This is a genomic window from Phocaeicola sp. HCN-40430, assembly GCF_037890285.1.
Taxonomy (GTDB): Bacteria; Bacteroidota; Bacteroidia; order Bacteroidales; family Bacteroidaceae; genus Phocaeicola; species Phocaeicola acetigenes.
On sequence record NZ_JBBKBS010000002.1, the window covers coordinates 126,826 to 151,075 of the forward strand.

Annotated in this window: 19 protein-coding genes, 2 tRNA genes and 3 pseudogenes; 11 read left to right on the forward strand and 13 right to left on the reverse strand. The window is 42.6% G+C overall.

The window, feature by feature from the left end:
• Positions 1-155: 155 nt before the first annotated feature.
• Positions 156-623, reverse strand: a pseudogene (locus WKU26_RS01530) (transposase); the annotation flags it as partial.
• Positions 624-727: 104 nt separating this feature from the next.
• Here WKU26_RS01530 and WKU26_RS01535 point away from each other — a divergent pair.
• On the forward strand, positions 728-1,138 hold the full coding sequence (locus WKU26_RS01535; RefSeq protein ID WP_340320648.1) for a SecDF P1 head subdomain-containing protein: 411 nt from the start codon (positions 728-730) through the stop codon (positions 1,136-1,138).
• A 347-nt stretch (positions 1,139-1,485) separates the two neighbouring features.
• Here the strand turns inward: WKU26_RS01535 and WKU26_RS01540 are convergent, their stop codons facing one another.
• Entirely contained in the window at positions 1,486-2,631 is a 1,146-nt protein-coding gene (locus WKU26_RS01540; protein WP_340320649.1) for a DUF418 domain-containing protein, read from the reverse strand.
• 2 nt (positions 2,632-2,633) lie between these two features.
• Entirely contained in the window at positions 2,634-3,194 is a 561-nt protein-coding gene (locus tag WKU26_RS01545; RefSeq protein ID WP_340320650.1) for a cyclase family protein, read from the reverse strand.
• 173 nt (positions 3,195-3,367) lie between these two features.
• On the opposite strand from WKU26_RS01545, the gene WKU26_RS01550 reads away from it, so the two are divergent.
• The gene (locus WKU26_RS01550) at positions 3,368-3,928 is read left to right on the forward strand and encodes a nitroreductase family protein (RefSeq protein WP_340320651.1); all 561 of its coding nucleotides are present in this window, start codon (positions 3,368-3,370) and stop codon (positions 3,926-3,928) included.
• A gap of 214 nt (positions 3,929-4,142) precedes the next feature.
• Here WKU26_RS01550 and WKU26_RS01555 read toward each other — a convergent pair.
• The 4 genes and pseudogenes from WKU26_RS01555 to WKU26_RS01570 all read right to left on the reverse strand — a co-directional run.
• Positions 4,143-4,355 (reverse strand): annotated as a pseudogene (locus WKU26_RS01555) (hypothetical protein); the annotation flags it as partial.
• Positions 4,356-4,522: 167 nt separating this feature from the next.
• Positions 4,523-4,885 carry a VOC family protein gene (locus WKU26_RS01560; protein ID WP_340320652.1) on the reverse strand — a complete coding sequence of 121 codons (363 nt, stop codon included), beginning with the start codon at positions 4,883-4,885 and terminating at the stop codon, positions 4,523-4,525.
• Positions 4,886-4,891: 6 nt separating this feature from the next.
• Entirely contained in the window at positions 4,892-5,620 is a 729-nt protein-coding gene (locus tag WKU26_RS01565; protein WP_340320653.1) for a hypothetical protein, read from the reverse strand.
• Between the two features lie 326 nt (positions 5,621-5,946).
• A pseudogene (locus tag WKU26_RS01570) lies at positions 5,947-6,657 on the reverse strand (ATP-binding protein); the annotation flags it as partial.
• A gap of 143 nt (positions 6,658-6,800) precedes the next feature.
• Between WKU26_RS01570 and WKU26_RS01575 the strand changes: the two are divergent.
• Complete coding sequence (locus WKU26_RS01575; RefSeq protein ID WP_340320654.1) at positions 6,801-7,247, forward strand: hypothetical protein; 447 nt, start codon at positions 6,801-6,803, stop codon at positions 7,245-7,247.
• 531 nt (positions 7,248-7,778) lie between these two features.
• On the opposite strand, the gene tilS is transcribed toward WKU26_RS01575, so the two are convergent.
• The 5 genes from tilS to WKU26_RS01600 form a co-directional block, all read right to left on the reverse strand.
• The gene (tilS, locus tag WKU26_RS01580) at positions 7,779-9,065 is read right to left on the reverse strand and encodes a tRNA lysidine(34) synthetase TilS (protein WP_340320655.1); all 1,287 of its coding nucleotides are present in this window, start codon (positions 9,063-9,065) and stop codon (positions 7,779-7,781) included.
• A gap of 18 nt (positions 9,066-9,083) precedes the next feature.
• Complete coding sequence (locus WKU26_RS01585) at positions 9,084-10,133, reverse strand: hypothetical protein (RefSeq protein ID WP_340320656.1); 1,050 nt, start codon at positions 10,131-10,133, stop codon at positions 9,084-9,086.
• Between the two features lie 3 nt (positions 10,134-10,136).
• The gene (gene mgtA / locus WKU26_RS01590; protein ID WP_340320686.1) at positions 10,137-12,788 is read right to left on the reverse strand and encodes a magnesium-translocating P-type ATPase; all 2,652 of its coding nucleotides are present in this window, start codon (positions 12,786-12,788) and stop codon (positions 10,137-10,139) included.
• Between the two features lie 169 nt (positions 12,789-12,957).
• Positions 12,958-14,328, reverse strand: a complete 1,371-nt coding sequence (locus tag WKU26_RS01595) for a HAMP domain-containing sensor histidine kinase (RefSeq protein ID WP_340320657.1) — start codon at positions 14,326-14,328, stop codon at positions 12,958-12,960.
• Positions 14,325-15,011 (reverse strand): response regulator, encoded by a 687-nt coding sequence (locus WKU26_RS01600; protein WP_178267286.1) that lies wholly within the window; start codon positions 15,009-15,011, stop codon positions 14,325-14,327. Before WKU26_RS01600 ends, WKU26_RS01595 begins: the two co-directional genes overlap by 4 nt.
• 228 nt (positions 15,012-15,239) lie before the next feature.
• Here WKU26_RS01600 and feoB point away from each other — a divergent pair, with 228 nt between their 5' ends.
• The 4 genes from feoB (at position 15,240) to WKU26_RS01620 (ending at position 18,160) form a co-directional block, all read left to right on the forward strand.
• Positions 15,240-17,732 (forward strand): ferrous iron transport protein B, encoded by a 2,493-nt coding sequence (gene feoB, locus WKU26_RS01605; RefSeq protein ID WP_340320658.1) that lies wholly within the window; start codon positions 15,240-15,242, stop codon positions 17,730-17,732.
• A 23-nt stretch (positions 17,733-17,755) separates the two neighbouring features.
• Positions 17,756-17,926 carry a FeoB-associated Cys-rich membrane protein gene (locus tag WKU26_RS01610; protein WP_340320659.1) on the forward strand — a complete coding sequence of 57 codons (171 nt, stop codon included), beginning with the start codon at positions 17,756-17,758 and terminating at the stop codon, positions 17,924-17,926.
• Positions 17,927-17,999: 73 nt separating this feature from the next.
• Positions 18,000-18,071 (forward strand) — tRNA-Cys (locus tag WKU26_RS01615).
• 16 nt (positions 18,072-18,087) lie between these two features.
• Positions 18,088-18,160, forward strand: a tRNA-Lys gene (locus WKU26_RS01620).
• Between the two features lie 104 nt (positions 18,161-18,264).
• On the opposite strand, the gene lipB is transcribed toward WKU26_RS01620, so the two are convergent.
• Positions 18,265-18,936, reverse strand: a complete 672-nt coding sequence (lipB, locus tag WKU26_RS01625; protein ID WP_340320660.1) for a lipoyl(octanoyl) transferase LipB — start codon at positions 18,934-18,936, stop codon at positions 18,265-18,267.
• Between the two features lie 163 nt (positions 18,937-19,099).
• Between lipB and WKU26_RS01630 the strand changes: the two genes are divergently transcribed.
• The 4 genes from WKU26_RS01630 to gcvP are packed head-to-tail and all read left to right on the forward strand — an operon-like array spanning position 19,100 to position 24,142.
• On the forward strand, positions 19,100-19,951 hold the full coding sequence (locus tag WKU26_RS01630; protein WP_340320661.1) for an RsiV family protein: 852 nt from the start codon (positions 19,100-19,102) through the stop codon (positions 19,949-19,951).
• Positions 19,952-19,957: 6 nt separating this feature from the next.
• Positions 19,958-20,584, forward strand: a complete 627-nt coding sequence (gene rsmG / locus WKU26_RS01635; RefSeq protein ID WP_178267292.1) for a 16S rRNA (guanine(527)-N(7))-methyltransferase RsmG — start codon at positions 19,958-19,960, stop codon at positions 20,582-20,584.
• 15 nt (positions 20,585-20,599) lie between these two features.
• Complete coding sequence (locus WKU26_RS01640) at positions 20,600-21,238, forward strand: MBL fold metallo-hydrolase (protein WP_340320662.1); 639 nt, start codon at positions 20,600-20,602, stop codon at positions 21,236-21,238.
• Between the two features lie 51 nt (positions 21,239-21,289).
• The gene (gene gcvP / locus WKU26_RS01645; RefSeq protein ID WP_340320663.1) at positions 21,290-24,142 is read left to right on the forward strand and encodes an aminomethyl-transferring glycine dehydrogenase; all 2,853 of its coding nucleotides are present in this window, start codon (positions 21,290-21,292) and stop codon (positions 24,140-24,142) included.
• Positions 24,143-24,250 lie beyond the last annotated feature (108 nt).

Sequence of the window (24,250 nt, forward strand, 5' to 3'; positions counted from 1 at the left end):
ATATATACTTCTCCCTCTTTCTTTTCCGTAGTCGGTATTCCTGTATGATGATATATCCAGCCCCACTTTATACATTCAACAAGTTCGTGCTCTTTTCTCGTATCAATTTAATTTAACATGAGTTCGATATAAGATTAGAAAATAGACAGTTGTCCGTCATTGACCGTTTCAATCAAGGCTCTTTTCCTAAGCAGAATCTTATCAGCTATACTCATGAGTGAATTCTTCATGTTGCTTTTAACCTTTGTAACAAGCTGAATACCGTTTAGGAAGAGATTTTCAAACAAAGCCTGCCCAATATATCCTTTATCTGCACATAGTTTTCCCTTAATGTTTTCCACGAACTTACCCTGTTTCAATGGCTCACGATCATCTACGTTTGCAGGTGTAAACATGAAATTGAGAATTTCACCCTTGTCATTGATTATCAGATAACAGCGAAAACCGCCAGAATGGAACAGAATAAGAATAACTATAATCTCAGCATCACTCATGCGGTTGGGCTTGTTGCGATGCTTCTTTTTACTGTCTTCAATCATATATTTTTCCTGTTGTAACGCAAATTCCTTGCAAAAATCATCAGCCATACAATAAATCTCTGTAACTTTAGACTTTGGAAACATAGTGGTAATCGTTTAAATATTATAATTCAGCACTATAAGTTTAATACCTTATCGCTATGAATCAAAGAGCTTGACAAATACGCAACAATTTAAATTCAATAATTATGAGAAAGAAAATCTATTTTAGCTTATTAGTCTTAATTTCAAGTCTTTTTGTTATTGCAGGATGTGATAATAAAGAAAGAGAAAACGGATGGTATTATGTTTCTGACAATAATAGTAAAGAGCTGTCGGATACTCCCTTTATGACTACTGATGATATATCAGGAGTTTCTCTTGAAACGGATAATTCTGGAAATATCTTCATCATGTTGAAACTCAAAAAAGAAGGTATAAAAAAGCTGGAAAAAGCAACAGGCTTATCAAAGGGTAAATATATTGCTTTCTTTTATGATGGCACTATCATTTCAATGCCTCTTGTCAACGAGAAAATTTCTTCTGAATTTATGCAAATTACAAATTCCGATTCTTCTTTACTTGAAAATGTGTACAATAGCTTAAAAGAACAATTATAGAGTAATAAAAGAGCCTCAGGATTATTTTTTCTGAGGCTCTTTTATTTCTCTATACAGCTTTTCATATCCAGCCTTGTACATATCCCTTTCCTGTTTCAACTGGCTGCACCAACAGCCAAGACCACAGGATAAAACGACACATAACCCAGCAATTACTATATTCACATGATATCCTGAAGAAAGTCTTGAAATGTGTGTCACTCATCCTATGATATAAACATATACCAAATTACAGTTCCGTATCTGGGGTATCACCAACATTTTGTACATTGTTTTGCTGTGTATTTTGGGTGTTGTGTGCAAATGCATAAAGCCTCCAGCAAGTTATCTCGCCGGAGGCTTTATGTTTATTTATTAGTTCCTATCCAAGTCCATTTATGCCAAATACCTTCCAATGGTCCGTGTTTATATCTTGCTGCAATCATGCTTGATATATAAATCTGACAACAAGCTATTACGAGAGCCAATAGAAGACTTGAAGTTACATCGAAATATTTTCCCAAGTTCAATCCCCAAGGCAGTAGAATAAATGAACCGACCAGATTCTGACCTATATAGTTGGTCAGGCTCATTTTTCCGAATGAGTAAAGTCTTGATAACCTTTCCCCTTCATATTTCTGTAACAGATATAAGACTACAATAGACAGAATACCTGTTCCGGCAAGATTATACCATGCAGTAAACAGTTTCTTGGCTTGTACCTGTACATTTGCATCAAGCATATCTGGTACATAGTTTCTTATGCAAAATAACACTCCGGCAATAACCAGAACAACAGGCAGTCTTTTGAGAGTATGCTTTCTTCCGTTGTTGAAGAAGCCTGTAATATACAACCAATATCCCAAACAGAACAATCCGGGGGTCTGTGTTACCCTTCCGAAATCATAAGCCCATAACAGACAAGCCTTCATACCGATGGTTACATTTGCCTTGAACATTTCCATAATGTTCCCATTCTCGATATAAGGGGCTAATTGTACATAAAAGGCATCGGACAGATTTTTTGTCTCGGGGGCTGCCCCTGTAATATAATAGTTCAGTATGTGATATATCTCTATGGGCTGAACAAGCAGCAGACCAGCCAGCAAAAGAACTCCTTTTGTCGGTAGGAATGATGCGACTATCAGGATAACGGAAGATAATGCAAAGGAAACAAGAGGGTCACCACCCGGAAAAATCAAAGCATTGATATAACCGAAAATCACCAGTCCAAGCATTCTCCATACAAACCTAAGGTTGAAGCTCTCCCCTCTTGCCTTGCGTCTGGTATATTGAATACCGTATGTGACTCCAAGCAGAAGTGCAAATACTGTATATGACTTTCCTTCAAAAACGAAATACAGTGTCTCCCATACTGCCTTGTTCAACCAACTTGGAAATAAATAGTCAGTTGGATAAATTGAAATGAAATGATTGAGAAAATGCAATGCCACAATGCAGATTATGGCATATCCTCTAAAACCGTCAATAATTAATTGTCTTTCTTTTGCCATTTTTATAGGTTGTTATTATATGAATACAATTCACATGGTTTACCCGTTGACTTGTGTTCAATATTGATTAATATTTTCAGTTGAACTTTCTTTTGATTGCCGATGCATGATAAATCAACATTTTCTATTACATGGCAGCCGTTAGCTTCACATATTTTATCAAATTCTATATGCTTCTTCCCTTTTTCAGCGATGCCATGAGAATCGATGATAATAAAAAGCGGTTTCTTCTCCAAAATAGTATGAAGGACTTCCTCGTTCAGGAATGTTTCTGTTGCGAAATATATTTCCGTTCCGTATTCGTTTCTCTCCAAATTGGCAGTATGCAACAGCAAAGCCATATTTTCAAGGGTGGTAAGACTTTTAATATCTTCCTCTTTGGGCATTTCATTCTGACAATCAAGAACGATTGCAGTGATATTGTATTCAGGCTTTTCCGGAACTTTAGTGTAACAATCCAAGTGAGTACCTACATGTCCTCTTGCTCCTATTCTGTCAGCTTGTGCATCAGCCCATTTTATTACAGATGAATTTTCATTCAATTTTATATGTAACTGTTTCATGTATTTTATTCGTTTATTTTTATTCTAACTGATAAAAGTATATAAAAACTTATAATTTAATACTGTTTCTAATGAGAAAATTACTTTTTCTGCAATAACGGGTTCATAAGATTTTGCCAACAATCTTGTTTACATTATTTTTGTAGCTGTTAATGTCAAATTTAATTATGTTTATGGATGCAATTCAATTACTGAAAAACAGAAGAAGTGTTCGGAAATACAAAAGTCAGGATATTCCGAGAGAACTTATTACAGAGATTGTAAAACTGAGTCAGTTTGCCCCTTCTTGGTCCAACTACCAGATAGCAAGGTATAATATAATTGATAACAAGACTATTATAGAAGACATTGCCAACAACTGCGTACAAGGTTTTGTGTATAATACTAAAACACTCACCAGAGCAAGTGGTGTAGTAGTATTAAGCTATGTAACAGGTAAAAGCGGTTCTTTGGAAGGCAAGGTAAAACCGGAAGACGCCGTTCCGGGTGACAGTGCTGCATGGGAGTGTTTTGATGCCGGTATAGCTTGTCTGCAATTCTGTCTTTCTGCATATGCAAAAGGAGTTGCCACATGTGTTTTGGGAGTAATCAACAACGAAGCTATTGCTAAAAGAATTGGCCTGCCTGAAAACGAAAAAGTGGCAGCGCTTATTGTTTACGGTTACGAAGATGGAGAACATCATGAAGCTCCTACAAGAAAAGAAGTAGAAGAGATTCTGCGTTTTATAGATTAACGATAATTACATAAATCAATACAAACAGTTTAGCCTCCCGGCTTTTCAATAGCCAGAGGCATTTTATATTCATAATTGGAGAGCTATATAGAAACCATAGCTGTAATAGACCTGCATTTTATTGTTACGATGCAGATATATCATTAATTCCATTTTGTCCATATTTCTGTTCTTTATTTTGTTTATAGTATAACACGTTATCAATCTGCTTTGTTTATAGTTCCGTATTCACGTGTATTTTTCCGAATGTTTTCTGTTCATCACGTACCCGGCAAAGTTCCCGGTGTGCTTTTTCCTTGTACTCCTGAAGAACTTTGATTTCGTTACGCAATCGGTCGTTTTCTTCCTGAAGAACCTGGAGCTCTTTAGCCTGTTCTTCAGACTTCATTTCAGCACGCACCTTTTCTTCTGTTGCTTTAAGTTCCGGAAATCGACCAGGTACCGCAGCGGAAGAAGCAGCTGGAGGAAGAACTCGACCAGACCAGGAAAAGAAGCCGGGATTTTGGAATAGGGATGTGATTTTACATATATATGCTGCGTGAAGGATGTTTTCCCCTGAATTTCTGATACAGGGGAAATAGGTTCCAAAGTTTATTAGATATCAAATTGAATAAGCTCAATGGGTACGCCATTGTGTTCTATCATTGCGACAAATATACCTTCTGCAGGTGAGTTTATCGGTGTTAGTACAGTTAGCCCTCTTTCCTTTATTTCCTTTTCTATATCTTTTACCTCAAATGCAATATGAGGTACTTTCTTTATCAGCGGGTGCATGGGACAATCTTCCTCAAAACGCATCCATTCTATACCAAAAGGACTGGTCGGGAAACCGGATACATAAAATTTCAAATGAGGTATGTACACTTCACCCTCTTTTTTTTCGGTTGTTGGTATTCCTGTATGGTGATATATCCATCCCCACTTTATACAGTCTGCTAGTTCATGTTCTTTTCTCATCTTTCTTTAATTTATTTTACTCACCTCCTTTACAAATTCCTTTGCTGGCTTGAAAGCCGGAATATTGTGTGCCGGTATTATGATAGCTGTTTCCATTTGCTGTACTTCCTCATATCTCTTGATAACCCCTCTACTTCTACTATGAATTTCCGGATAGAATACCTTTTCCATTTCATTAAATGTTATTCCCGGATGTTTTTGGATATAGTCCTTTATAATCTCCAGTACAAACTTTCTTTTGTTATAGTATTTTGCTCCACCATCAAAGGAGAATCGAGTCGTATCTCTTGTTTGTGAACTGTTACTCTCAGGTATATGTTCATTTATTACAGGTACGGGGGTTGCTATTGGATTCTCTTTGTTGTCCTGAGCATCATAATATAACTGTATTTTCTCTCCAATATACAATCCAAAGTTCAGACGAAGCTGTCTCATGTATGAAAACAGTTGCAGTTCCTGTCTTTCACTCTTTATGTTGTCCGGTCTCTTTATCTCTACCGCTATTACAGGTACGATATTGCCGTTCTCATTTTCTTTCTGAAATACTATATCAGGTCTGATGAAGTTATTACTTCCTATAGGTATGGGCACTTGTGACTGCAAAGTGCCGTTCGTCTTTCTCCAGCCGAGTATTTTAAAGCAGTTCTCTATCTCTCTTTGGTAGGTTGATTCCATTACTCCATTGTTGATGCAGTAACTAAGTATATCGTATATTTCAAGCCAATTATCTTTCATATTTATTGTTCTTCTTTCTGTATCATCTTCAAAGGTAGCTATTTATCATCTATTACTTACCAAAAAGATTAGAAATTCTTGATTTTCTGTTAGGGCGTTCCCCTTCAGGTCGGGCTTTCCGCTGCAAGTCCTCGCTTTGCTGTGGGCTTTCCCCTGCAATCCCTAACGCATAACCCCTACCCTTCGGGCAGGGAGAGCGGTATTCTATTTTCCCTTAACTGATTGAAACATTGGCAAAGGTAGGCGGGAGTGAAAACAAGCCCGCAAAAAACGCCAAATCTCCACCTTACAGGTAGTATTTACCATTTTTTCAGGCTTGCTATTTAGTCCAATTGGGTAAACATATCCGCTATAACAGGGTTCCGGCGCATGGACGGTACTTTATATATGTCCCGGTCTTGGATTTGTGTGCCATCAAGCATTGCTCCTGGTGATACCAATTCTACCCGGTCATCATAGATGTCAATATGTACTTCACCACCCATTACTGTGTAATCTCTATGGATAAGATGGTTTACCAATCCTTCAAAGATAGCACGGTCGGAATAGTCGGGGAGATTCAGGCGATAGTTCGGCATCTTCACCCATCCGCTCATGGTATAGTTCTTGATGAAGTCCATGCCATATTTCAAAAGCAATACAAGATTTGCCCGATGCTCTACGGAACTGATTGCATCGTCTTTATAAAGTCCTGTCCAACGGGTGCAGAAAATACGTGATTGGAATACAGTGCAATTGTCTACAAACAGCAATCCGGCATTGGTCAGTTTGCCTTCAGATGTGACAAGTCCGAATGATTCCAAATACTTATCGTTCCATTCCTGATGGGTTTGCTCGCGGAAAGTGTTGGCAAGGATAACGAAAGAATGTTTGTTGGCATCCACTTGTGTAGGCAGAGAATCCCAGGTCATGTGCGTACCCTTTAATACCAATGAAAGAAGTTGTTGCGAATTGCATTCCACACTTTCATTACCCACTCGTGTATAAGCTGTACGTGTTCCGTCTTGATAATAATAGGGTGTCAGCGTTCTGCCCTTTTATTTAATTACGTTTACTTCTATAAAAAACAATAACCCTGTAGTTTGCTCTTACAAGCAGGGACTGCAGGATCTTACGCTTGCAAATATAGGCATTAATTTCTATTTTTGTAAGAAAAACTTCACTTTTAATAAATTTTCAAATGAAATATGATGAATGTTTGCGGGTTCTTTCACCAGCAAGACTAAATAAATACGCACAAGCCTGTGGCAATGACAGAACCAAAACCTTACGGCTTTATCAGTATAATATCAAGTTGAGCCAGCGTTTCTATGGTGTTATAGGTATGTTTGAAATAATATTGCGTAATGCTATCAATATACACTATCAAGGTTATTTTCATGATACCAACTGGATAATCAATCAGGCACGTGTTGGTGGCCTACTTGAACATGATGCTGCCGATATTCAGAAGACACAGAATTCATATACAGCTATGGGCGTTTATAACAATGATAAGATGGTTGCTTCCTTTACTTTTGGCTTCTGGACTTATCTTTTCACTAAGAGAAATTATCGTGTGGGTGGCAAGACATTGCTCAAAATATTCCCAAACAAGGCACATGGCTTAAAACAGTCAGATATTTAAAGGATCTGACGGCTATTCGTGAATTTAGGAACCGTATTGCCCATCATGAACCTATATGTTTCAATGCTGCCCGTGCCATTGATACTACATATGCAAGACGCCATTATAACCTTATACGTACTTATATCGGGTATATGGGTTTTGACCCGGATTCTGTTTTGAGAGCAGTCGAGAAGCCGGATTCTATTCTGAACGTGATTGACAGCATTTGATATTTTGGGCGTTCCCCTTCAGGTCGGGCTTTCCGCTGCAAGTCCTCGCTTTGCTGTGGGCTTTCCCCTGCAATCCCTAACGCATAACCCCTACCCTTCGGGCAGGGAGAGCGGTATTCTATTTTCCCTTAACTGATTGAAACATTGGCAAAGGTAGGCGGGAGTGAAAACAAGCCCGCAAAAACGCCAAATCTCCACCTTACAGGTAGTATTTACCATTTTTTCAGGCTTGCTAAAAACCTCCCCATTGACTTGATTATTATGTGTTTATATCACGATATCCATCAAATAACTTTGAAAAAATCTCTTTTTTTCAACCTCACTCCACCGAAGGTTCTACCGACAAGACAAGTACGGCGGTAGTTGCATCGGTCACACGATAGCGGTTGTCGGTCCGTTCATTGACCAGCCACACAATATCTTCCCCGGCACAGACTACGTATTGTTCTTCTTTCTGGTAGAGAGAGAATTTCCGGTCGCACAGATAGTCGCGTACCCGCTTGAAGCCCTTCATGCCAAAAGGAATGAAACGGTCGCCTGCCTGCCATTTTCGGAGCACCAGCGGACCGTGTATTTTACTTCTGTCCAGACAAGCTACATTTTTGTGGCGCAGCAAAGTTTTTGCCGTAGCCAAATCGACTACTTTCTGATGAAGAGTCATACAGACTGTACGGTTCTCCAGTTTCTGAATCAGCAGGTTATTGCGGTCTTTCAGCAAACGGTGCGTTTTGGAATAGAAAAGACGTCCGGACTCGGCAGAAAGACTTCGGTAGACATCTTTTTGCTGAGCGGCATTGAAGCCCAGCGGATATAAGAGTTCGAACAACACTGCCTGAGGAGAAGATTCTTCCAGCAGACGGGGTATGCTGATGCTGTTTTCATTTTCCATCACCCGTTTACACGATTCGAGCACAGATTTTCTATATACCGTTTCCACATCGGCCAGACGGTGTGCGGTTTCCATTATCGACTCGTCGACAGAGGGATTGATTTCGCGCAGCAGCGGGAGTATATTCAAGCGCAACTTGTTTCGCGTATAGGCATCTTCCAGATTGGTACTGTCTGTCACATAGTCCTGTCCCAGCTCTGCCAGATAATCGAGAATCTCACTTCGTCCGGCACCAAGCAGCGGACGTATAATCTTTCCGTTGACTGCAGCAATACCGGTCAGTCCGGCAATACCGGTTCCACGAATCAGATTGAGCAGGAAGGTTTCCACACTGTCGTCACGGTGATGGGCCACAGCGATGAAATCGGCATGTATTACCTTTCTTGTATTCTCGAACCATTCGTAACGCAGTTCTCTGGCAGCCATCTCAATGGACAGCCCTTTCTGTACGGCATAAGCCTGTGTGTCGAAATGGGTGACAGACAAGGGTACACCGAACTTCTGGCACAGACCACGCACAAAAGCCTCATCGCGGTCCGACTCGGCTCCGCGCAAATGAAAATTACAATGGGCAGCTGCACAGGAATATCCCAACTGAAGCAGCACACGCAGCAAGGCTACAGAGTCTGCTCCCCCACTCAAGGCAACCAAGATTTTCGCTCCGGGGAAAAACAGTTGCCTGTCTTCTATATACTGACTGATTTTACGGATAAACATGATACAAACTTATAAATTTTAAATGAAATATCCCAACCGGAGCAAACCAATCACCTTGCTTTCATGACTATTTCTGATAAGATGCAAAGTGGGCTGCAGGTATCCGTGTTTCAGGCAGGGAACTTTCCAGGTCAGTTCGGCAGCCCATTCGTGTTCGGAAGAGAAATCGGCATAATCGGCAAATGCACCTCCTTCTGTCTTCCCGCAGTGCCAGACCAGTCCGGCACCTGTATAGCTGCGGCATCCGTTTTTTTCTGTAGGATTGAAGGAATACTGACACAGTGCATACACACGGGAAGAAAGACGCTGCTCTGCATACGTCCAGATTACGGTGTTCAGTTGTCTTTGCGTTTCCGGTGCCGATGCCTGTGTTTCGTTTCCATTCTCATCGCCCACAGGCAGGCCGCTGCGTAAAGCAAACCCCATATAATAGTTGCTGCCATTTTTCCGATAGTTTATTGATGCCACACTGAGTATTCCGTCTGTAGCCGGACACACACGGAATACATTTTCTCTTCCGGCCCACATGCGGTAACCGGTACCGTTGTAGAGCGAAGTTTCCACCTCCCAATGTTCCAGCGTCAGCTTGTAGTCTATGCCTACCGATGCCAACGGATAGTTGGCGATAGGATAATTGGCCGACAAGGTTGGGAAGATACCGCAGGAGCTGTTTGTAAACAGAGAGGTACAGGGAGAGGCGAAGTAGTCTTCATTCAAATTACGTATCCCTACAAAGAACGTTGATCTTCCGGTATGCCACTCTGCCCCACATACAGCCAGTGCAAGCGGAATGTTTTCTTCCTCTATATTCGAAAAAGTCTGCAAATCGTCTGCCAGACGCGCCTCTCTTGTCCGTGCCACGCTGATTGTAGCGGCTTTCAGTTCCACCTGACGGGTTATCGGAAAAGAGAAATCGCTCCGCAACAAATTTACCCAGTTGCTTCCTTTACGAAAATCGGTCTGCAGTTCGGTAGTGTAAGTCAGTCCGAATTCCTGCGCTTCGAGGCGGTGGTTGCCCGTCGCAACCACCATCATCACCCCAAGCATGATCTGTTTCTTTATCTGCATGATTTAAAGCCATTTTACAAATCGTTTGATATACCAGTTCTTTACAAGTTGTGTCAGTACGCAATAAGAAAGCAGGATACCTGCCAGCCACGGGAAATACTCCAAAGGCAGTGGCTGCAACCCGATAGAGGTGCCGAAAGGAGTAAAAGGTATCAGAATACCAATGGCCATGATAAGGAAGGTAAGACCGGTGACCTGCCAGGAAGCGCAACTCTGGATGAACGGTATCTTACGCGTACGGATCATGTGCACAATCAGTGTCTGCGACAACAGTCCTTCGATGAACCATCCGGACTGGAACAGAGTCTGATGTTCCAGCGAATTGCAGCTGAAGACATACCACATCACCAGATAGGTCACAATATCGAAAATGGAACTGATAGGACCCACGAAAATCATGAAACGGCTCAAGTCCGAGGCATCCCACTTGCGGGGTTTCCGCAAATATTCCGCATCCATACGGTCGAAGGGAATGGTGGTTTGCGACACGTCATACAACAGATTCTGGATAAGCAGGTGAATGGGCAGCATGGGCAAGAAAGGCAGGAATGCACTGGCAGCCATCACACTGAACATGTTTCCGAAATTGGAGCTTGCCGTCATCTTGATGTATTTGGTGATGTTTCCAAAGGTCTTCCGTCCTTCCAGTACTCCGTCTTCCAGTACCATCAGGTCTTTTTCCAGCAGAATGATATCGGCACTTTCTTTTGCGATATCGACTGCAGAATCGACCGAGATTCCGATATCCGACTGACGAAGAGCTGCGGCATCATTGATACCGTCGCCCAGGAAACCGACTGTATTCTGCTGTTCCTGAAGCAAGGTAATAATCTGGGTCTTCTGGATGGGAGTCAGTTTGGAGAAGACATTCGATTCGCGTACCGCTTTCTGCTGTTCTTCCTCACTCATTGCAGCCAGTTCCATACCGGTCACCGCATGGCGGGTATCAATACCTACCTGGCGGGCAATCGTACGTACTACTGCATCATTATCGCCAGAAAGAATCTTTACTTCGATGCCATGTTCATGCAATTGCTTGATGGCACTTGCAGCCGACTGCTTGGGAGGGTCGAGAAAAGCCAGATAGCCAATCAGTACCATATCGCTCTCGTCTTTCACTTCAAAACAGCAGTCCTTGTCAAGATAACTTTTGTGCGCCACGGCGATGACTCTCATGCCTTGCTTATTCATTTGTTCGCTTATCTCCTTTGCCTTGCTTTTCAGAGACGGAGTAAAAGCCTGTACCTTTCCGTCGAACTCGGCATGCGAACAGATTTCAAGCATCTCTTCTACCGCTCCCTTGGTAATAATCTGGCGTTTTCCCTGGTTGTCTTCTACCACGACCGACATGCGGCGGCGTGTAAAGTCGAAAGGTATTTCGTCTACTTTCCTGTAATTGTCTTTCAGATGCTCAAGAGACAATTCCTTTACGTGCGACAGGATGGCCTTATCCATCAGATTCTTCAGTCCGGTCTGAAAGAAGCTGTTGAAATAGGCATGGCGCAGTATACGCTTGTCGTTATCGCTGCTTCCGTCTGCATTGATGTATTTTTCCAATACAATCTGGTCGCAGGTCAATGTACCGGTCTTGTCGGTGCAGAGGATATTCATGGCTCCGAAGTTCTGTATTGCATTCAGGTCTTTTACAATCGTTTTTTTCTTCGACATGGCCACTGCGCCTTTCGACAGATTGGCGGTAACAATCATAGGGAGCATTTCGGGGGTCAGACCAACTGCCACAGAAACTGCGAAGATGAATGCTTCAAGCCAGTCGCCTTTGGTCAATCCGTTTACCAGAAATACAAAGGGAATCATGACAAGCATAAAACGGATGAGCAGGAAGCTGACTTTGCTGATGCCCTTGTCGAAAGCTGTAGCGGCACGGTGTCCGGCAATGCTCTTTGCAATAGTACCCAGATAGGTATGGTTTCCGGTAGCAAAAACAATTCCGGTGGCCGACCCGCTGACTACGTTAGAACCCATATAGCAGATATTGTCCAGTTCGACGACACTTCCCTTGCTGTACTTGTGGTCTTTCTGTTCCGGACATTTCTCTATGGGGTCCGATTCTCCTGTGAGGGAAGACTGACTGACGAACAGATCTTTGGCCTCGACGATGCGGATATCTGCGGGAATCATATCGCCTGCTGCAATCATGACAATGTCGCCCGGTACCAGTTCTGCGATGCTGATTTCCTCGTCGTGACAACCCACACGCTTTACATAGCAAGTGTTGGTTACCATCTTCAGCAAAGCCTCGCTCGACATGTTGGCTTTCCATTCCTGACGGAAACGGAGAATAGCACTGAATATCACCATGCTGGAAATAATGACAATGGCTGTCCAGTCTTGCTCTCCGGGTTCGGCAAGTAACACATCCAGTACAAACGAGATGATAACCAAAGCGGTAAGTACACCTATAAAGGGATTGATGAACGCCTTGACGAACGACGATATGGGATTTTTCTTCTTTTCATGCTCTACTTCATTCTTACCATACAAAGACTGACGGCTCTCTACTTCCTGCGAGTCAAGACCGGAACGGGTGGTCTGAAAATAACTGAATACGGATTCGAGTGGTTGTGCTGCTGCCAAAAATACTTTCTCTGCATTAAAAGCAAATTGAGAGGTACGTTTCTTTTTCTTCCACATGATACTTTGGTTTACAAGTTAGTATTTGTTTTGTCTTATCACGCCGCAAAAGTATACCGTACTTGCCAAAGCAGCCGTTAGAAAAGTATTAGAGTGGTATTAGAAAACCATTAGAAAAATTCCAGTGAATTCCAATACCACTCTTACACAAAGGGTTATGTTCGTTTTAATATCAGATATGAGGCAGTTCAACCACAAAGGTAGTACCCTTGCCTTCCTCCGAATGTACAGAGATTGTACCCTGATGCAGATGAATGATTTTCTGCGACAAGGCCATACCGATGCCGTGTCCTTCTGTGACACTTTCTTGTGTTCCCCGGTAAAACAGGGTAAAAAGATGTGCTTTGTCTGTATCCGACATGCCAATGCCACTGTCGGAAAGACGAATGACGGTATGCTTGTCCCAATAAGAGATTTGTATAAACGAAGATTTGTTGTCCGAGTACTTACAGTTGTTCTCTATCAGATTGGAGAAAGCGATGTTCAGCAGATAAAGGTTTCCCATGACGGTAATCAGACGGTCGTCATCGGCTTCCTCCTGCTCGAACAGAAGATCGATATGATACTCGGGGTGTGCCCTGAGAATGAATTCTCTTACATCGAGCAGCAATTCGTCCAGACGGATTTCCTGCATCTTGATCTGTTCTTTCTGGTAATCAGCCTTTGCCAGATTGAGCAGTCCGTCGATCAGCTTGTTCATCCGGCGGGCATCCTGCAAGACATTCTGCATGGCTTGCCTGTATTGTTCTCCTGTTCTTTCTTTCTGCAAGGCCAGGTCTAATTCTGCCATCAGGGCGGCCAGTGGGGTACGCATCTCGTGCGACACATTGCTGACAAACATTTTCTGGGAATTGAACGATATTTCCAGACGCTCCAGCAGGGCATTGAACGTGGTACTGAGTTCGCCCAATTCATCTTTCCCGTTCTTCACGGGAAGGCGTTTGTGGATATGCTGCGCCGTGATGCTCTCTGCTTCTTTTACAATGTCGCGAATAGGCTTCAAGGATGCACGGGCAAGGAAATATCCGGCAAGAAACAGCAAGGTCAGACCCACCACAAAAAGTATCAGAAGTGTTTGCTGCAGCTCATACAGATTGTCATACCCGTATCCGTCGTAGGCTGCCGCGGTCACAATATACTCTTTTCCCCCGAACGGATAGAGCATACCGATTCCCTGATAACGGCCTATATAAAACTCGATTTCTTTGCGCTTCAGAATATCGTTTATCATGCTCCGGTCTTCCTTTATGATATCACTTTGTATGGCATCGTGATAGAGCATACGGAAGTCGGTGGTATAGACCGCCACTTCTACTTCGTTGATAAACTTCCTGTTGTTAAGGTAAATGGACTGCATGGTTTGGGCATCTACCTGATTCTGAAGATACAGGTGTGCCTTGGTCAAAGCCTCGCTCTTCAAATCGTGGAAAAACGTACGGCTGCGTGCCTGTTCGCTCAACAGATAAATCAGGCACATGCAAAACAAAAATACAGCTGCAGTAACGCCGGTATTCTGCCAGGTCAGTTTTGTACGTATCTTCATAATTTGTCTGTTAAAATGAATCCAACTCCCGGCTTGGTATGAATGAGCTTGACATCGAACTCCTTGTCAATTTTCTTGCGCAGGTAATTGATGTACACATCTATAAAGTTGGTACCTGTATCGAAGTGGGTATTCCATACCTTTTCTGCTATTTCTACCCGGCTGATTACCTTCTCTGCATGCTCTACCATATAGAGGAGCAGATTGTATTCTTTTGGAGAGAGCTTGATGGGAATATTCCGCCGCGTCACTTCATGCCGGTTCCGGTTGATGACCAGGTCTGCATACACTACTTCTTCGGGAGGGGCTACTACCGCCTCTCCGTTTCTCCGCAACAGAACCTTTACCCGGGCTATCAGTTCTCTGAAATCGAACGGCTTCACCATATAATCGTCGGCACCGGCATCAAACCCTTCCAGCTTGTCATCGGCAGAACCCAAAGCCGTGAGCATCAGAATTGGAATCCGCTCATTCTGCTTACGAATCTCCTTGCACAACTCAAAGCCGTCCAGTTTGGGTAAAATAATATCGGATATAACCAGCTGAAACGAGTAAGCCTGAAACAGCCTCAAGCCCATGGCTCCATCGTAGGCTACCATGGTCTGATAACCGTTTTCTTCCAAGCCGGCCTTCAGCAAATCGGCTACCCGTTTCTCGTCTTCTATAATTAAAATAGTTTGCATACTTGTCTGAAATGAAATAATACAAAGATAAGATTTATACCCGAAATTCAACTTGTAGCAGGCTTATTTCAGAACTTTATCTGAAAAACAAAAATAAAAAACAATGACTTAAAACACTTTTAAAATAAACTGTAATCAAACGCAAAAGCATCGTTATTTAAAAACAATCTAAATAACTTGCACAGCATTTTTCTATTATTTATCTTTGCGATGCAAAAGATTACAAGCATGAGACTATCAGAATTAAAGACTGGAGAAAAAGGAGTCATTGTCAAAGTATTAGGTCACGGAGGATTCCGCCGTCGTATCATTGAAATGGGATTCATCAAAGGAAAAACCGTAGAAGTACTGCTGAATGCTCCATTAAAAGACCCTATCAAGTATAAGGTAATGGGATACGAGATATCCTTACGTCGGCAAGAGGCTGACATGATTGAAATTATCAGCGAAGAAGAAGCGCGCTCTACCATCAACGAATTCAGCTTTCATGAACCGATTTCCGAAAGTATTCCTGTGCCCGACGAGAAAATGAAGGCCATTGCACAAGGAAAACGCCGCACAATCAATGTGGCACTGGTCGGGAATCCGAACTGCGGAAAGACTTCTCTCTTCAATGTGGCATCGGGATCACACGAACATGTAGGCAACTATAGTGGAGTAACCGTGGATGCCAAAGAGGGACATTTCGATTTTCAGGGCTATCACTTCCGGCTGACAGACCTTCCGGGTACTTATTCTTTGTCGGCATACAGCCCTGAAGAATTGTATGTGCGCAAACACATCATCGAAGAAACACCGGACGTCATTATCAATGTGGTAGATGCAGGGAATCTGGAACGTAACTTATATCTTACCACACAACTTATCGACATGAATGTACGAATGGTTATCGCACTCAACATGTACGATGCCTTACTGCATAGTGGCAACAAGCTGGATCACAAAAAGCTAAGCCAGTTGTTGGGAGTCCCCATTGTTCCAACCATCAGCAGAAACGGCAAAGGTATAGAGGAGTTGTTTCATGTCATTATCGGACTGTATGAAGGAGCTGACTTTAAAGGACAGAAAGAAGAAATAGAAACCGAAGCCTTACGGGAGTTCCGCACCTGGCACGATGAATATGTACCGGACCATAAATACGGAAGTACATCGGGGGAAGAGGAAGGAATTGAAACCCAGAACTACATCCGCCACATCCACATCAACCACGGACCTAAACTGGAAAGAGCCATCGATGCTGTAAAAAAGGAAATAGGCAAGAACGAAAATATCCGCAGTAAATATTCTACCCGTTTTCTGGCTATCAAGCTACTGGAGAATGATAAAGACATTGAAACCAGTGTAATCAATAATCTTCCCAACCGGGACGAAATTCTCACTACACTGCATAAAGAAGAGCAGCGGATAAAACTGTCGCTGAACGAGGATTGTGAACAGGCAATTACAGATGCAAAATATGGATTTATTTCCGGAGCACTGAAAGAAACTTTCATCGACAAGCATCAGAACAGCGAGATGTTTACCCGCATTGTAGACAGCATCGTTACACATAAAATCTGGGGCTTCCCTATCTTCTTTATCTTCCTCTATCTGATGTTTGAATGTACCTTCATTTTCGGAGAATACCCTAAAGCAGGGATAGAATGGATTGTAGAACAAATTGCAGCCTTGGTAGAGGCATTCATGCCGGCCGGTCCGCTGAAGGATCTGATTACAGATGGTATCATAGGGGGCGTAGGAGGTGTCATTGTATTTCTGCCTAATATCTTATTGCTGTATCTGTTCATCTCCTTCATGGAAGATTCCGGATACATGGCAAGAGCTGCTTTCATTATGGATAAGATTATGCACAAGATGGGGCTGCACGGCAAATCGTTTATTCCTCTGATTATGGGATTCGGATGTAATGTGCCGGCTATCATGTCATCGCGTATTATCGAAAGCCGCAAATCGAGACTGGTCACGATATTGATTAACCCGCTGATATCCTGCAGTGCACGTCTACCTATTTATCTGGTACTGGTGGGTGCCTTCTTCCCTCATCAGGCAGGACTTATGCTGCTGATAATCTACGCAACCGGTATTCTGCTGGCTGTATTGATGGCCCGTCTGTTTACCAAATTCCTGATAAAGGGTGACGATACGCCTTTTGTAATGGAGCTTCCTCCTTACCGTATGCCGACCAGCAAAGCTGTCTTACGACATACATGGGAAAAGGGTGCACAGTATCTGAAAAAGATGGGAGGCATTATCATGATTGCATCTATCATTATCTGGTTCTTAGGATATTACCCGAATCACGATAAATATGATACAATAGCAGAACAACAGGAAAACTCATACATCGGACAGGTAGGAAAAGCCATCGAACCGGTAATCAAGCCTTTAGGATTCGACTGGAAAATGGGTATCGGCATTCTGTCGGGTATTGGAGCCAAAGAATTAGTGGTCAGTACACTAGGAGTCTTGTATACCAACGACGGAAATCTGGACGACGACACACTGCCTACCCGTATTGCACAGCAATCGCAAATTACACCACTGGTAGCCTTTGCCTATATGCTGTTTACCCTGCTTTACTTCCCGTGTATAGCTACCATTGCAGCCATCAGGCAGGAGTCGGGCAGTTGGAAATGGGCCGCCTTTGCTGCGGGATACACCACTATACTGGCATGGATTGTATCTTTCCTTGTATTCCAGATAGGCAGTCTGATTGTATAATTTAAAGTCAAAACAACCTGTTTATGCAAAACATCATTGTATATATTATTGTGTTTCTCTGCGTTGCTTACGCGGGGAAACACATTCTCGGATTTTTTAAGAAAAAAAGTGCAGGCAAAGGAAATGGCTGTAGTTGTGGATGTTCCGGGTGTCAACTGTCTCAGAAAGCCAACTCATGCAAAGATAAAATTTAAAAAAATTAAGCATAGCTATTGCAAATTACAAAAATAGTCGTACCTTTGCATCGCAATTGAGAAAACAAGCAACGGTTCCTTGGATGAGTGGCTTAGTCAGCGGTCTGCAAAACCGTGTACGGCGGTTCGAATCCGCCAGGAACCTCCCTAAAAAAACGGATGCACTCTTAGCTCAGTTGGTAGAGCAACTGACTCTTAATCAGTGGGTCCAGGGTTCGAATCCCTGAGGGTGTACAATAAAAAGACCTTTAAGAAATTCTTAAAGGTCTTTTCTTTTTTTATCCACTATCATTCTTTCTGTATTTTCAGAACAACAACTCAGCCGACACTACTGCCGTTCAAGAAACTTTCATTCTTCTTTCCAGCAAATCTCTTAATTCATACTCCAGCTTTTTCACAACTTCTTCTATAGAAACTTCACATCCGGTTTCCCAGGCAATAGAAGTAACTCCTTTGTCCACAAATCCACAAGGGTGTATATAACTGAAGTATCGTAAATCTGTATTTACGTTTAGTGCCAGTCCGTGCATCGTCACATAATGACTGCTGCGTACTCCTATGGCACAAATTTTACGTTCTCTTGAAGTCCCCACCTCAATCCATACTCCCGTAGCTCCGGCAACCCGTTGCCCTTGTATCCCATAGGCTGCACATACTCTGATTACAGCTTCTTCCAGCAAGTTAATATAATCCTTCAAGCCCAGATGAAAATCCTCCAAATTTAAAATAGGATAACAAACCACTTGTCCCGGTCCGTGATACGTGATATCCCCTCCCCTGTCTGTCTGAAACAGCTCCGCATGAACTGCCTGCAACTGCTCTTTATTCAGCAACATATTTGCCGGCTTTCCATGACGGCCTAAAGTATATACATGCGGATGCTCGCAAAAAATCAAACGATTACAATACGGCAGATGCTGCTGTTTTGCCGCAACCAATTCCTCGAACAGCTCTGCCTGCCGATGCCACGAATCAGCATAGGCAATCTGCCCCCAATATTCTGTTTTCATAATATCCATTTCATTTAAAGTAGCATATTGACAAAAATAAAAAGAAATATTAACTCATACACACGAAAGAAGTCGTTTTTTTAAGTGGTCAATTCGAGAAGAAATACTATATTTGTCAAAATAGAGACAGAAAACATAGAATAACCTCAAAAGAATAAAGGCAATGAGAAAAACTTACCTTTTACTATCTACTTTCTTTTGTTTCCTTGCATCCGGTATTTTGATGCAAAGCTGTACTGAACAGAAACAAAAGCCACAGGCTGAAATAACCAGTTCCGTTATTGATACAACGATTTACCTGAAGTCCGATGTAAAATCATCTCCTTCCTGTAAAATCTATATAGAGTACACTTATCTGACTCCGGCTTCAGCTGAAGATTCACTGTCTATGCTGATCAACAGTGAAATACAAAAGAATTTATTCGAAGGGAAATACATCGGAGTAGCTCCCGAATCTGTTTCAGCCAAAATGGCCGACAACTACATACGTTCGTATAGAACAGATGTACTGAAGCTTTACGAGGCTGATGTATATAACGGCATGGACGAACAGGATATTCCGGGATGGTACAATTATGGATATGACATCCAGGCTAATCTGGAAAAAGGAAGAGACAGCATATGGAACTATACTGTAGCTACATTCGAATCTACAGGAGGGGCACACCCCAACACTTACTCTAAATGGCTGAATATTGATGCAACTTCCGGAAGAGTTCTGACTGCAGAAGATGTATTTAAAAAAGAAAACGAAAAAGAAATATGTGGTCTTATTTTACAGGCTTTGATAAAAGAAGTCAACACACGGATGAAAACAGACACCATCCGTACGATAGAAGACTTGCAATCGATAGGTATTTTGCTGGAATCCGATCCTTATATTCCGGAAAACTTCCTTTTGGGCAAAGACGAAGTCAGCTTCTTATACAACCGATATGAAATTGCTCCTTATGCCTGCGGAGATTTCAAACTGACCATTCCTTACAACAATATAGAAACTTATTTGAACAAATAATACAATATGGACATTATCCTCAAGTATTTTCCAAACCTTACAGAAACACAGAAACAGCAGTTCGCTGCATTATATGACCTATATACAGACTGGAACAGTAAAATCAACGTGATTTCACGCAAAGATATTACCAACCTGTACGAACATCATATCCTGCATTCTTTGGGAATAGCTAAAATTATCCAATTCAAACCGGGAACAACCATCATGGACTTAGGTACAGGAGGAGGTTTTCCGGGAATACCATTGGCAATTCTTTTCCCCGACACTCACTTTCATTTAGTAGACAGTATAGGAAAGAAGGTGAAAGTCGCCACAGAAATAGCCCACGCTATAGGACTAACCAATGTAACGACACGACACTGCCGGGCTGAAGAAGAAAAGGAACTGTTCGATTTTGTGGTCAGCCGCGCCGTAATGCCGCTTACCGACCTATTGAAAATAGTCAGAAAAAACATCAAAAAAGAGCAGCAGAATGCTCTTCCCAATGGACTGATCTGCCTGAAAGGAGGAGAATTGGAAAAGGAAATTCTTCCGGTGAAACACCAGACTGTAATTTCCGACTTGAAAGACTTTTTCAGTGAAGAGTTTTTCGAGACTAAAAAAGTGGTATATGTGACTATCAACCGATAAGAACTGATTGCATCTATGAAAATTAAACGATTTGAATTCAATATGTTTCCGGTAAACTGCTATGTATTATCGGACGACACCAAGGAAGCGGTAATCATTGATGCCGGATGCTTTTACCCTGATGAACAGCAGGAATTGAAAAGATACATCACAGACAACAATCTGAAAGTAACTCACTTGCTGAACACTCACCTGCATTTGGACCATGTGTTTGGCAATCCGTTTGTCAAACGTGAATTCGGATTACAGGCCGAAGCACATAAAGCTGACGAATTCCTGCTCAATCAAGTAGCCGACCAATGCCGCATGTTTGGTTTCGAAATCAACGAACCTGCCGTACCTTTAGGCCGATACATCGAAGATAAAGAGCTTATTCGTTTTGGCAATACGACTTTAGAAGCGATTCACGTGCCCGGGCATTCTCCCGGTAGTCTTGTGTTTTATGCAGCCTCAGCTCAATGTATGTTCAGTGGTGATGTGCTCTTCAATGGAAGCATCGGGCGTACAGATTTGTCCGGAGGTGATTTTACCACGCTCCGAAACGGAATCACCAATCGCCTCTTTATCCTTCCCGATGAAACGACAGTGTACCCCGGACATGGTGACGCAACCACTATCGGACGGGAAAAAACAGCCAACCCTTTCTTCCGGTAATCCTCATAAAAAAGGATTACCGCATTACTACCTTTATAAAACCTTAAAAACATGAAAACAGATGTCTTTGCCGACAGACACATCGGCATTACAGAAGAAAATCTTTCCACCATGCTGGAAAAAGTTGGAGTGAATAGCCTTGAAGAATTAATCAGCAAAACAATTCCTGAAAATATTCTTCTGAAAGAACCGCTTGCACTTCCACCGGCCATGACAGAACATCAATTTGCGACTCACATTACTCAACTGGCCTCTCATAACAAGATTTACAAATCTTACATAGGATGCGGATGGTACGACACCTTTACTCCTCCTGTCATTCAAAGAAATGTATTTGAAAATCCGGTTTGGTATACTTCATATACCCCGTACCAGGCCGAGATTTCACAAGGACGACTGGAAGCCTTGATTAATTTCCAGACTATGATCAGCGACCTGACGGCTATGCCATTGGCCAACTGCTCGCTCTTGGATGAAGCTACGGCAGCGGCAGAAGCAGCTACCATGATGCATAATCTCCGCTCTCGTGCCCAACAGAAAAGTGGAGCCAACACTCTGTTTGTAGACGAAGAAATATTTCCTCAGAACCTAGCTGTTATCCAGACACGTGCTATCCCTCAAGGTATTACTGTCCGCGTAGGAAGCTATAAGGAATTGGAGTTTACTCCGGATATCTTCGGATGTATTGTACAATATCCGAACAACAGTGGTAATATTGAGGACTATCGAGAATTTACAGCACGTGCGCACGAAGCGGGATGTAAAGTGGCTGTAGACGCAGATGTTCTCAGCCTCACCTTGCTGGTACCTCCCGGAGAATGGGGAGCAGACATTGTATTTGGCAGTACACAAAGACTGGGTATTCCGATGTTCTATGGAGGACCTTCTGCAGCCTACTTCGCAACACGCGACGAATTCAAGAGAAGCATGCCCGGACGTATCATCGGTCTGTCTAAAGACAAATATGGACACTTATGCTACCGTATGGCACTGCAAACGCGCGAGCAGCATATCAAACGTGAAAAAGCAACCTCAAACATTTGTACAGCACAGGCCTTATTGGCTACAATGGCTGGCTTCTATGCAATATATCATGGGGCTGAGGGCTTAAAGGAGATTGCCACACGCATTCATCACATGACTACCTGGCTCGGCAATCAGCTTACTCATTTAGGATACACACAAAAGAACATTTCTTTCTTCGATACACTCCGTTTAGGGCTTCCTGCACATGTTTCTCCTCAGAAACTGCGCACCATTGCACTAAGCAAAGAAATCAATCTCCGCTATTTCGACAACGGAGAAGTCGGCATCAGCCTGAACGAAACAACAACTCCGGCAGACTGCCATCAGTTGCTGTCTGTGTTTGGAATTGCCGCCGAAGAGTCTGTACATGAGGTATACGATATACCACAGCAAGATTCTATTCCGCAGGAACTGTGCCGTACCAGCAGCTATCTTTCCCACGAAATATTCCAGAAATATCATACAGAGACTGAAATGATGCGTTACATCAAACGACTGGAAAGGAAAGATATTTCACTCGCCCATTCTATGATTTCATTGGGTTCTTGCACCATGAAACTGAATGCAGCAGCCGAAATGCTTCCATTGAGCAACGCTGCATGGATGAATATCCACCCTCTTGTACCTGAAGATCAGGCAGTGGGATATACAGAATTAATAACCAATCTTTCCGAACAGCTGAAAATTGTCACCGGATTTGCAGGAGTAACTTTACAACCCAACTCTGGAGCAGCCGGAGAATATACCGGACTCCGCATCATACGCAGCTATCTGGAAAGTATAGGTCAAGGACACCGCCATCTCATTCTCATACCGGCCTCAGCCCATGGAACCAACCCGGCATCGGCCATACAAGCCGGTTACGAGACTCTGACTTGTGCTTGCGACGAACATGGAAATGTCGATTTGGAAGATTTGCGCACAAAAGCAGAAGAACACAAAGACCAGTTGGCTGCTCTGATGATTACTTACCCGTCTACTCATGGTATTTTTGAGACAGACATCAAGGAAATCTGTGAGATTATCCATAAATGTGGAGCGCAAGTCTATATGGACGGGGCCAATATGAATGCTCAAGTAGGACTGACAAATCCCGGAACAATCGGTGCCGATGTCTGTCATCTGAACTTACACAAAACATTTGCTATACCTCATGGAGGTGGTGGTCCGGGTGTAGGTCCTGTATGCGTAGCCGAACATTTGATTCCATTCTTACCCGGACACGTACATTTTGGACATCCGCAGAATGAAGTTTCAGCAGCACCTTACGGTAGTGCCGGTATTTTCCCGATTACTTATGCATACATCTGTATGATGGGAGCTGAAGGATTAAAACGTGCTACCGAAACAGCCATTTTAAATGCCAATTACCTGGCAGCTTCCTTAAAAGATACTTATGGGGTTGTATATCAGGGAAAGAATGGCTTTGTGGGGCATGAGATGATACTGGAATGCCGTAAAACACATGAAGAAAGCGGAATTTCCGAAAACGATATAGCAAAACGACTCATGGATTATGGTTATCATGCTCCTACACTTTCCTTCCCCGTTCATGGTACATTGATGATTGAACCAACAGAAAGTGAAAGTCTGAATGAGCTGGATAACTTTATTCGCTCCATGCAACAAATCTGGAAAGAAATAGAAGAAGTGAAACAAGGAGATGCCTCTCGCGAAGACAATGTATTAATCAACGCTCCTCACCCGGAATATGAAGCTGTAGGCAATCAATGGACACATGCATACAGCCGCGAAAAGGCAGTCTACCCCATAGAAAGTGTCAGAGAGAATAAATTCTGGATAAATGTAGCACGAATAGATAATACTTTGGGAGACAGAACCCTCTTGCCTACACGTTATGGAAAGTTTGAATCCTGAATAAGATTTATATAAGAAAACAGACCATATACTGGAGACACAAGCTCCAGAATATGGTCTGTTTTTTTTATTAAATACAACTGCCGGCAGCTAAGAGAAAACGTATTT

Coding starts and splice junctions, on each gene's coding strand:
- feoB (WP_340320658.1), top strand. CDS start 15,240: ATGAGACTATCAGAATTAAAGACTGGAGAAAAAGGAGTCATTGTCAAA.
- WKU26_RS01565 (WP_340320653.1), bottom strand. CDS start 5,620: ATGAAAGATAATTGGCTTGAAATATACGATATACTTAGTTACTGCATC.
- gcvP (WP_340320663.1), top strand. CDS start 21,290: ATGAAAACAGATGTCTTTGCCGACAGACACATCGGCATTACAGAAGAA.
- WKU26_RS01640 (WP_340320662.1), top strand. CDS start 20,600: ATGAAAATTAAACGATTTGAATTCAATATGTTTCCGGTAAACTGCTAT.
- lipB (WP_340320660.1), bottom strand. CDS start 18,936: ATGAAAACAGAATATTGGGGGCAGATTGCCTATGCTGATTCGTGGCAT.
- WKU26_RS01575 (WP_340320654.1), top strand. CDS start 6,801: ATGAAATATGATGAATGTTTGCGGGTTCTTTCACCAGCAAGACTAAAT.
- WKU26_RS01550 (WP_340320651.1), top strand. CDS start 3,368: ATGGATGCAATTCAATTACTGAAAAACAGAAGAAGTGTTCGGAAATAC.
- WKU26_RS01585 (WP_340320656.1), bottom strand. CDS start 10,133: ATGCAGATAAAGAAACAGATCATGCTTGGGGTGATGATGGTGGTTGCG.
- rsmG (WP_178267292.1), top strand. CDS start 19,958: ATGGACATTATCCTCAAGTATTTTCCAAACCTTACAGAAACACAGAAA.
- WKU26_RS01610 (WP_340320659.1), top strand. CDS start 17,756: ATGCAAAACATCATTGTATATATTATTGTGTTTCTCTGCGTTGCTTAC.
- WKU26_RS01600 (WP_178267286.1), bottom strand. CDS start 15,011: ATGCAAACTATTTTAATTATAGAAGACGAGAAACGGGTAGCCGATTTG.
- tilS (WP_340320655.1), bottom strand. CDS start 9,065: ATGTTTATCCGTAAAATCAGTCAGTATATAGAAGACAGGCAACTGTTT.
- WKU26_RS01595 (WP_340320657.1), bottom strand. CDS start 14,328: ATGAAGATACGTACAAAACTGACCTGGCAGAATACCGGCGTTACTGCA.
- WKU26_RS01535 (WP_340320648.1), top strand. CDS start 728: ATGAGAAAGAAAATCTATTTTAGCTTATTAGTCTTAATTTCAAGTCTT.
- WKU26_RS01560 (WP_340320652.1), bottom strand. CDS start 4,885: ATGAGAAAAGAACATGAACTAGCAGACTGTATAAAGTGGGGATGGATA.
- WKU26_RS01630 (WP_340320661.1), top strand. CDS start 19,100: ATGAGAAAAACTTACCTTTTACTATCTACTTTCTTTTGTTTCCTTGCA.
- WKU26_RS01540 (WP_340320649.1), bottom strand. CDS start 2,631: ATGGCAAAAGAAAGACAATTAATTATTGACGGTTTTAGAGGATATGCC.
- WKU26_RS01545 (WP_340320650.1), bottom strand. CDS start 3,194: ATGAAACAGTTACATATAAAATTGAATGAAAATTCATCTGTAATAAAA.